We start from the raw sequence: 8,287 nt of genomic DNA, 5'->3' as shown, positions 1-8,287 counted from the left end.
ATCCTCGTCTTCGCCGAGCACCAGACGGCGGGCCGCAGGGGGCTGCGCGGCTTCCTCACCCGCCACCAGGCCTGGCTGTTCTTCCCGCTGACCACCCTGGAGGGCATCGCGCTCAAGGTGTACGGGATCCAGGCCCTGCTCGCGAAGGACGGCCCGTGCCGCACCCGGCGCGAGCGGCTCGTCGAAGGCGCCCTGCTCCTCGCCCACTTCGCCGGATACGCGACGCTGCTCCTCGCGCTTCTGACACCCGCCCAGGCCCTCGTCTTCGCCCTCCTCCACCAGATGTTGCTCGGCGTGCACCTCGGCATGGCCTTCGCCCCCAACCACAAGGGCATGGACCGGCCCGACGAGCACGAGGACGGCGACAGCTGGGGCCACCTGCGCCGCCAGGTCCTCACCTCGCGCAACATCCGGGGCGGCGCCCTGACCGACTGGTTCCTCGGCGGGCTCAACTACCAGGTCGAGCACCACCTCTTCCCGAGCATGCCGCGCCCGAACCTCCGCCTGGCGCAGCCCGCCGTGCGGGCCCACTGCGCCGCCCTCGGCGTCCCGTACACCGAGACCGGCTTCGTGGACTCGTACCGCCAGGCCCTCGGCCATCTGCACGAGGTGGGCGCGCCGCTCCGTTCCGAGGCCGCCGAGTAGGGTCGTGCACCGAGGCGCGATGTGATCATCGGTCCGGGCGGGCGGCGGCGCGCCGGGAGCGGCAGGGAAGGGGAGCTCTCACCATGGGCAGCGGCACCGTCACCACGGTCAGCAGCAACGGCACGTACTCGTTCACCAAGCCCAACAGGGAGGGCATCACCCTCCTCGCCGGGCTCGGCGTGGAGGGCGACGTCCACGCGGGCGTGACGGTCAAGCACCGGTCCCGCGTCGCGCAGGACCCCACCCAGCCCAACCTGCGGCAGGTCCACCTCATCCACGCCGAACTCTTCGACGAGGTCGCCGGCGCCGGCTTCGAGGTCACCCCCGGCGACCTCGGCGAGAACGTCACGACCCGGGGTATCGACCTCCTCGCCCTGCCCACCGGCACCCTCCTGCACCTCGGTGCGGAGGCCGTCGTCGAGGTCACCGGACTGCGTAACCCCTGCGCGCAGATCGACAACTTCCGGCACGGGCTGCTCAAGCAGGTCCTCGGCCGCGACGAGAACGGCGAGATCGTGCGCAAGGCGGGCATCATGGGCATCGTGCTCACCGGTGGGGAGGTGCGGCCCGGCGACCCGATCCGGGCCGAACTGCCGGCCGAGCCGCACCGCCCGCTGGAGCGGGTCTGAGCGTCCGGGATCTCACAGCTCCAGAGGCCTCACCACTTCAGGGGTTTCACCCTCCGGAGGTTTCACCCTCCGGAGGTCTCATCCCTCCAGAGCGCAGGAGTTGACCACGTCACCGCCCGCCGGCCGCGCGATCGTGCGGTCCGCGGGCGGCGCCGTACCCTCTTCGACCCAGCGCGCCAGGGCGTCGAACGCGGAGCGGTAGCACGGCAGGATCGGCCGCAGCCGGTCCGGATACGTGTCGTAGAGACCGTCCGTGTGCGTCCCGTCCTGCACCGTGTAGTAGCGGTGCAGGGCGCCCCGGCCCCGCGCGTCGATCATCCGCGCGTACACGTCGGAGTCCGTGGCGATCGGCAGCAGGGTGTCGAGATCGCCGTGGAGCGTGATGAGCGGCTTGCCGATGCGGCCGGTGAGCGCGACCTTCGCGACCGCGCGGTGGACGGACGCAGGCCGGGAGGCGTAGTCGTAGACGGCGTCCGAGGCGCAGGGCGCGAAGATCTGCTCCACGGTCCCGCCGGCCGTGGAACCGGGGCAGGCCGGATCGTACGAGGGGTCGAACTCGGCCCGGAAGAGCTTCTGCGTCAGACCCCAGTAGGCCTTCTCGTGGTACGGCCACAGGAAGCGCGAGCCGGGCGCGAAGCCCGCCGCGATCAGGTCCTCGTCGGTGGCGAGACCCTGGGTCCTGGCCACCGTCACCGGCAGGCTCGTCAGGAGGTTCGGGCCCCGCGTGGTCCACAGCACGCCCTCCCAGTCGACCCCGCCGTCGTACAGCTCGGGCCGGTTCTCCAGCTGCCAGCGCGTGAGGTAGCCCGCGTTGGAGATGCCGGTCATGTACGTGCGCTCCGGCGCGTGCCCGTAGCGCTGCCGTACGACCTTCTTGGCGGCCCGCGTCAGCTCGGTCACCCGGCGGTTCCACTCGGCGACCGCGTCGCCGGGCTCCCGTCCGTCGGTGAAGAAGTCCGGGCCGGTGTTGCCCTTGTCGGTGGCGGCGTAGGCGAAGCCCCGGGCGAGCACCTGGTCGGAGATCAGCGCGTCCGTGGAGTACTGGCGCCGGGAGCCGGGGGCGCCGGTGACGACGAGCCCGCCGTTCCAGTGGTCGGGCAGCCGGATGACGAACTGTGCGTCATGGGCCCAGCCGTGGGTGGTGTTGAGGCGGGAGTCGTCGGGGAAGTAGCCGTCGATCTGGACGCCCGGCACCCCCGAGGGGTTGCGGGTCGCCTTCGCGGCGAGACCTGCCTGGTCCGCCAGGTCGGTGTACGGGGTGCCGGCGAGCCCGGCGGTCGTCAGGTCGTCCAGACAGGCGGACTGCTGACGCTCGGCACCGGGCACATGGACCCGGTCCTGACGCGCGCAGTGCGTGGCGGCCGGAGCCTCGGCCCCGGCGGGGCTCGCGGGGGCGAGGACGGTGACCCCGGTGAGGAGAGCGGCGAACAGGGGGACGCCTGGGAACAGGCGCATGGTGGGCCTCCGGTGGGACGACGGGAAAGGGGTGCGGCGCCACATCGTGCGGCGCACCACTGCCGCCGGACCATGGGTTGAGACCACACCGAAGGCAGTCGTCCTATGGAGAGCGAAGAGGGCATGGAACGGGCGGAGGCCCTCAGGAGGGGGCGTACGGCCGACTAGGAGGGGCGTACGGCCATCGCGTCGAGCGCTTCGAGGAGCGCGGGCAGCCGGGGCCCCCGGGTCACGGGCAGCACCTCGCGCGGCAGCTCGTCGAGGAGCACGAACGCCATGTCGTCCGCCTTGGCCACGAGCGACCAGCCGGGACCGTCGGCACGCAGAATCCCGGCAGCCGAGCGCACCCGGCCCACCGGCGGGGGCTCCTCCACATAGCCGCGCAGCTCGTCCAGGGCCTTCCTGACGCCGGTGTACGGGGAGGGAGCGGAGGCCGGGGCCGGAGACCGGGCCTGGGATCGGAGCTCGGACAGGGCCTGCGGTGACGCCGGACCGCCGACTCCCACGGGCTCCGTGCCGCGCGTCGACGTCGTCGGTGCCGCCGGCTCACCGCCCGTGTCTTCGTCGTCCACCCGGGACCGCCAGGAGGCCCAATGGAGCGCCACCTCGTCGGCGCCCAGTCGCCGCTGCGCCGGGCCCCACTCCTCGCCGGAGGGCGGGACCAGCGGTGCGGGATCGCCCTCCTGCGGCTCCGGGTCGTGCGGGGCCGGGACGCCGGGGGCGACGGTCGCCACGGGCAGCGGCCAGCCCGGCAGCCCGGCCACCACCGAGCGTTCGTCGGGAGAGAGGTCGTAGGCCATGCCGCAGTCCCAGGAGGAGATGGCCACCGCGACGAGCGACACGTCGTCGACGACGACCGTCCAGCGGGCTCCGTGCCCGTCCTGGCCGAACACGAGCCCGTACCCCTCGGCGTACGGCCGCAGGCCGAGCGCGGCGCAGGCCGCCGGGTAGTCGTCACCGAGCACGCTCGGGAAGCGCCCGGGCGTCAGCAGTGCCGCGGTCAGCACAAAGAGCGCGTCGGCATCGGCCTCGGCGATCGGGTCCGTACCGGCCACGGCGTCCTCCCCATCTGGTCGTCGGCGCACCTTAACCAGTGGGTAACCCGCGCGTCGAGGGGCTTCGCCCGGGAACCTCGCCTCCTTCGGGGCGTGCCCGTCACGCGTCACCGGCCCGCTGGATCGGCGATGGGTCCCGCAGGCCGAGCAGCGAGCGTGCGACGGTGCTCGGGGACTGGTTCCGTTCCCGGGCGAGGGTGATCAGGGCCCGGCAGGCCAGTTCGTTGACGCCGAAGGTGAGCATGCCGGGGGAGACCCGGCTCGCCGCCTCCTCCGCCCGGGCCGGGTCGTCCTCGGCGCAGGCGGCCACGTACTCGGCGGCCGCCTCGAAGAGGTTGTGCCCCTGCCGGGGACGCGGTGGTGCCGGCGCGGCGGTTTCGGGCGCCTTCCGGCCGGAGGGGAGGAGTCTGCGCAGTCTTTCCGGAACTCGTGCCACGGCCCGCCGCCTTTCCCGGGCACGACTGCCCGGCATTTCTACGGTAGACAGTGAACTGCCGGTAAAGAAGGGTGCGTTGGCATCCTTGGCGGGCTTGTGGGGCGAGTCCGGTGCGGCGGAGGTCCGCGTACGTGCCGTCCGGCGCTCAGTCCCCGCGGACGGCGAGGGCCAGATAGCGCGCGTCCTCGTCGACGTAGCTGACGAGCCGCCAGCCGGCCTCGGCGAGCAGGGGGCGCAGCCGGGGCTCGGCCCGCAGGTCGTCCGGTGTGATCTGCCGGCCGTGACGGGCGGCGAGGGCGGCTCGACCGATCGGGTGGAACAGCGCGAGCTTGCCGCCGGGCCGTACGACGCGGGCGAGTTCCCGCAGGTCGGCGGCGGGCTCCGCGAGGTGCGAGATGAGCCCCGCCCCGAAGACGGCGTCGAGCGCGCCGTCGCGCACCGGCAGCCGGCCGACATCGGTGAGCAGCAGCCTCCCGCCGTTCTCGCCGCCGCGTCCTGCGCTGACGGCCCGTTCGATCATCTCGGGGGTGAGATCGGCTCCGAGCACCGTGCCGGAGGGGCCGACGGCAGCGCGGAGCGGCGGGAGCGCGCGCCCGGTCCCGCAGCCGGCGTCGAGTACGGCGTCGCCGGGGCGCAGACCGAGCTCGTCCACGGCCGCGGCGTACGCGGGGCCGTCGTCGGGGAACCGACTGTCCCAGTCGGCGGCGCGGGCGCCGAAGAACTCTCGCACTTGTGTGGGGTCATCGCTCATGTGCTCATGATCTCGCACCATTCCGCACACGGAGGGGTGAACGTTCTGTGTGCACGTTCGAGCTCGGCGTGATCGTTCGGGACCATCTCTCTGTCATATTCCAACACCTTTCGAAATGCGCCCTCAGTGCGCCCCCCGCTGCGCACTAGCGTCCCTGAGCCATGGGACACCTGGACCACGCCACCTTCGGCTGGCTGACACCCGTGCTGTCGTACGCGATGGCCTGCATCGGCGCCGCCCTCGGGCTGCGCTGCACCGTACGAGCGCTCGACGCGACCGGCCGGTCACGGCGCAACTGGCTGCTCACCGCCGCCTCCGCGATCGGCACCGGCATCTGGACGATGCACTTCGTGGCCATGCTCGGATTCGGCGTGACGGGAACCGACATCCGGTACGACGTTCCGCTCACCCTCCTCAGCCTCGTCATGGCGATGGCCGTCGTCGGGGTCGGCGTCTTCGCCGTCGGCTACGGACGCGACCGGGTCCGCTCGCTCCTGATCGGCGGACTGACCACGGGCATCGGCGTGGCGAGCATGCACTACCTGGGCATGGCCGCACTCCGGCTCCACGGCCAGGTGCGCTACGACCCGCTGCTCGTCGGCCTCTCGGTGCTGATCGCCGTCGTCGCCGCCACGGCCGCGCTCTGGGCGGCACTCAACATCCACGCGCCCGTGGCCGTGGCCGTCGCCTCGCTCGTGATGGGCGCGGCCGTCACCAGCATGCACTACACCGGCATGTTCGCCGTGCGGATCGAGGTCGAACCCTCCGGCGCCCCTCTCCCGGGAGCCATGCTCATGCAGTTCATCTTCCCCCTCGCCGTCGGCCTCGGCTCGTACCTGTTCATCACCTCCGCCTTCGTCGCCCTCACCCCGACGGCCAAGGAACGCGCCGCGTACGCCTCCGCCGGACGACTCACCGAACCGGACGAACGCGCGGTCGACGTCGCACCGCCCGGCTTCCGCACCGCGGAAGCGGCCCGTACACCCCTCACCTGACACTCCGACGCACAGCACCCCGACGCACGACACACCGCACCAGAGGCGGACGCAGCCGGAACGAGGAGGCCATGCGAACTCCCCGCAAGACCAAGGACGCCGAGGCGGCCACACCGCCACCGGCGGCCGCGCGCGGGCGGCGCGCACACGCGGGCCCGCCCGCCGACGAGCAGGGGGAGCGGCCCCCCGAGACCTCCCCGACCACGGACCACGAGGACACCTCGGCGGCGGACACCGCCGCCCACCCCGCCGGGCCCTTCGTCGCCGGAGGCACCGACCGCTTCGCGGGGGCCCCCGCACGGCCCGGGGCCTCCACCGGGTCGCACGCGCCCGACGCGCGCCGTGTCCGCCCCGCGTTCCGGGGACTGCGCCCGCGCACGGTCCGCGCCAAGATCGTCTCGCTCCTCATGGTCCCGGTCGTCTCCCTCTGCGCCCTCTGGGGCTTCGCCACCGTCACCACCGCGCAGGACGTCGCCGGGCTCCGTCGGCTCCAGCGCGTCGACGCCGAGATCCGCGAGCCCGTGACGGCCGCCCTCACCGCCCTCCAGGCCGAACGGCGCGCCGCCGTACGGCAGGTCGCGGCGCCCGGAGCCACCCGGGCCGCCGAGCTCAAGGACCGGATCCGGCGGACGGACGAGGCCGTCGACCGGCTCCGCCTGGACGGCACGCACACCGTCGGCGACACCGGGGACCTGCCCGGCGACGTCGCCGACCGCATCGGCGCGTTCGTCGGCAAGGTCGAGGGCCTCGCCCGGCTCCGTACCGCCGCGGCCGACGGGCGCGCCGACTGGGACCAGGTGTACGAGGAGTACACGGACACCATCTCCGCCGCCTTCGCCGTCGGCGGCGCCCTCACCGGCATCCAGGACGCCGAACAGGGGTCCGCCGCGCGCGTACTCCTCGAATTCGGCCGGGCCGGCGAGATGCTGTCCCGCGAGGACGCCCTCCTCAGCTCCGCCCACCTCACCGGCCGGCTCACCGCGGACCGCCTCCGCGAGTTCTCCGGAGCCGTCGAGACCCGGCGTACCCTCACCGCCTCGGCCACCGCCGACCTGCCCGCCGCCGAACGTGCCGCCTGGGCCCGGCTCTCCGCCGGCGGCGACCACGCCCGGCTCATCCGGGCGGAGGACCGGGTCAGCGCCGCCGACCCGGGCCGCCCCGCCGCCCAGGCGGCCACCTCCACCGAGTGGGACGACGCCCTCACGGCCGTACACGGCGGACTCGCCGCGATCGAGGCCGACGCGCGCCGCGCGGCCGCCGACCGCTCCGACCCCTTCGCCGGCGTCCTCACGGCGAGCGGAGCGGCGGTCGTCCTCGGCCTCGCCGCCGTCGCCGCCTCGCTCGTCATCTCCGTACGGATCGGCCGCGGCCTCGTCGTCGAACTCGTCAGCCTCCGCAACACCGCCCTCGGCATCGCACGCCGCAAACTCCCCGCCGCCATGCGCCGGCTCCGCGCCGGCGAGGAGATCGACGTCCAGGCCGAAGCCCCGCCCGGACCCGTCTCCCCGGACGAGATCGGACAGGTCGGCGAGGCCCTCACCACCGTCCACCGCGCGGCGCTCTCCGCCGCCGTCGAACGCGCCGAACTCGCCAGCGGAATCTCCGGAGTCTTCGTCAACCTCGCCCGCCGCAGCCAGGTCCTCGTCCACCGCCAGCTCAACCTCCTGGACAGCATGGAGCGACGCGCCGACGACCCCAACGAACTCGGCGACCTCTTCCGGCTCGACCACCTCACCACCCGCATGCGGCGCCACGCCGAGAGCCTGATCATCCTCTCCGGAGCCGCGCCCGGCCGTGCCTGGCGCATGCCCGTCCCCCTCACCAACGTCGTCCGCGCCGCCGTCTCCGAGATCGAGGACTACGCGCGCGTGGAGGTACGCCGGCTCCCCGAGACGGCCGTCGTCGGCGGCGCCGTCGCCGACCTCACCCACCTCCTGGCCGAACTCATCGAGAACGCCGCCCAGTTCTCCCCGCCCCACACCAAGGTGCGGGTCAGCGGCGAACCCGTCGGCAACGGCTATGCCCTGGAGATCGAGGACCGGGGACTCGGCATGGGCAAGGAGACCCTCGCCGAGGCGAACGCCCGCATCGCCCAGTCCGAGGCCCTCGACCTCTTCGACAGCGACCGGCTCGGCCTCTTCGTGGTCAGCCGCCTCTCCTCCCGCCACGACATCAAGGTCCACCTGCGGACCTCCCCCTACGGCGGGACGACCGCCGTCGTCCTGCTCCCGACCGAGCTGCTCCAGGGCGCGCTGCCACCCGGCCACGGCGCCCCGGCGAGCGGCCCCGACACGCCCCGTACCGCAACCCCGCGCGCGGGG

At 73.6% G+C, this 8,287-nt stretch carries 8 protein-coding genes; 4 read left to right on the top strand and 4 right to left on the bottom strand.

What is annotated here, in order from left to right; all coding sequences use genetic code 11:
* Together CCN56_RS27955 and CCN56_RS27950 are read left to right on the top strand one after the other, a co-directional pair.
* The coding region (locus CCN56_RS27955) for a fatty acid desaturase (RefSeq protein WP_179200007.1) at positions 1 to 645 on the top strand (645 nt) is incomplete at its 5' end.
* Between the two features lie 83 nt (positions 646 to 728).
* Positions 729 to 1,274, top strand: coding sequence for an MOSC domain-containing protein (locus CCN56_RS27950; protein WP_086830729.1), 546 nt, complete (start codon positions 729 to 731; stop codon positions 1,272 to 1,274).
* A 78-nt stretch (positions 1,275 to 1,352) separates the two neighbouring features.
* Here CCN56_RS27950 and CCN56_RS27945 read toward each other — a convergent pair whose 3' ends face one another.
* The 4 genes from CCN56_RS27945 to CCN56_RS27930 all read right to left on the bottom strand — a co-directional run bounded on the left by CCN56_RS27945 (position 1,353) and on the right by CCN56_RS27930 (position 4,971).
* Entirely contained in the window at positions 1,353 to 2,729 is a 1,377-nt protein-coding gene (locus tag CCN56_RS27945; RefSeq protein WP_086830727.1) for a tannase/feruloyl esterase family alpha/beta hydrolase, read from the bottom strand.
* Positions 2,730 to 2,893: 164 nt separating this feature from the next.
* Positions 2,894 to 3,784, bottom strand: a complete 891-nt coding sequence (locus CCN56_RS27940) for a hypothetical protein (protein ID WP_086830725.1) — start codon at positions 3,782 to 3,784, stop codon at positions 2,894 to 2,896.
* Between the two features lie 100 nt (positions 3,785 to 3,884).
* Positions 3,885 to 4,220 (bottom strand): hypothetical protein, encoded by a 336-nt coding sequence (locus CCN56_RS27935; RefSeq protein WP_256962187.1) that lies wholly within the window; start codon positions 4,218 to 4,220, stop codon positions 3,885 to 3,887.
* A gap of 145 nt (positions 4,221 to 4,365) precedes the next feature.
* Positions 4,366 to 4,971, bottom strand: a complete 606-nt coding sequence (locus tag CCN56_RS27930) for a class I SAM-dependent methyltransferase (RefSeq protein ID WP_086830722.1) — start codon at positions 4,969 to 4,971, stop codon at positions 4,366 to 4,368.
* A gap of 161 nt (positions 4,972 to 5,132) precedes the next feature.
* Between CCN56_RS27930 and CCN56_RS27925 the strand changes: the two genes are divergently transcribed.
* Positions 5,133 to 5,966, top strand: a complete 834-nt coding sequence (locus tag CCN56_RS27925; RefSeq protein ID WP_086830720.1) for an MHYT domain-containing protein — start codon at positions 5,133 to 5,135, stop codon at positions 5,964 to 5,966.
* Positions 5,967 to 6,037: 71 nt separating this feature from the next.
* A partial coding sequence (locus CCN56_RS27920) for a nitrate- and nitrite sensing domain-containing protein (RefSeq protein ID WP_107484233.1) occupies positions 6,038 to 8,287 on the top strand: 2,250 nt, incomplete at its 3' end.

Origin of the sequence: Streptomyces sp. NRRL B-24572, from assembly GCF_002156145.1 — a bacterium.
Lineage (GTDB): Bacteria > Actinomycetota > Actinomycetes > Streptomycetales > Streptomycetaceae > Streptomyces > Streptomyces vietnamensis.
The sequence above is the reverse complement of the archived record's forward strand: the minus strand, read 5'-3'. Positions and strand labels throughout refer to the sequence as shown.

What these genes read in the sequence shown, in the direction of transcription:
- CCN56_RS27945 (WP_086830727.1), bottom strand. Translation starts at nt 2,729, where the DNA reads ATGCGCCTGTTCCCAGGCGTCCCCCTGTTCGCCGCTCTCCTCACCGGG.
- CCN56_RS27925 (WP_086830720.1), top strand. Translation starts at nt 5,133, where the DNA reads ATGGGACACCTGGACCACGCCACCTTCGGCTGGCTGACACCCGTGCTG.
- CCN56_RS27930 (WP_086830722.1), bottom strand. Translation starts at nt 4,971, where the DNA reads ATGAGCGATGACCCCACACAAGTGCGAGAGTTCTTCGGCGCCCGCGCC.
- CCN56_RS27950 (WP_086830729.1), top strand. Translation starts at nt 729, where the DNA reads ATGGGCAGCGGCACCGTCACCACGGTCAGCAGCAACGGCACGTACTCG.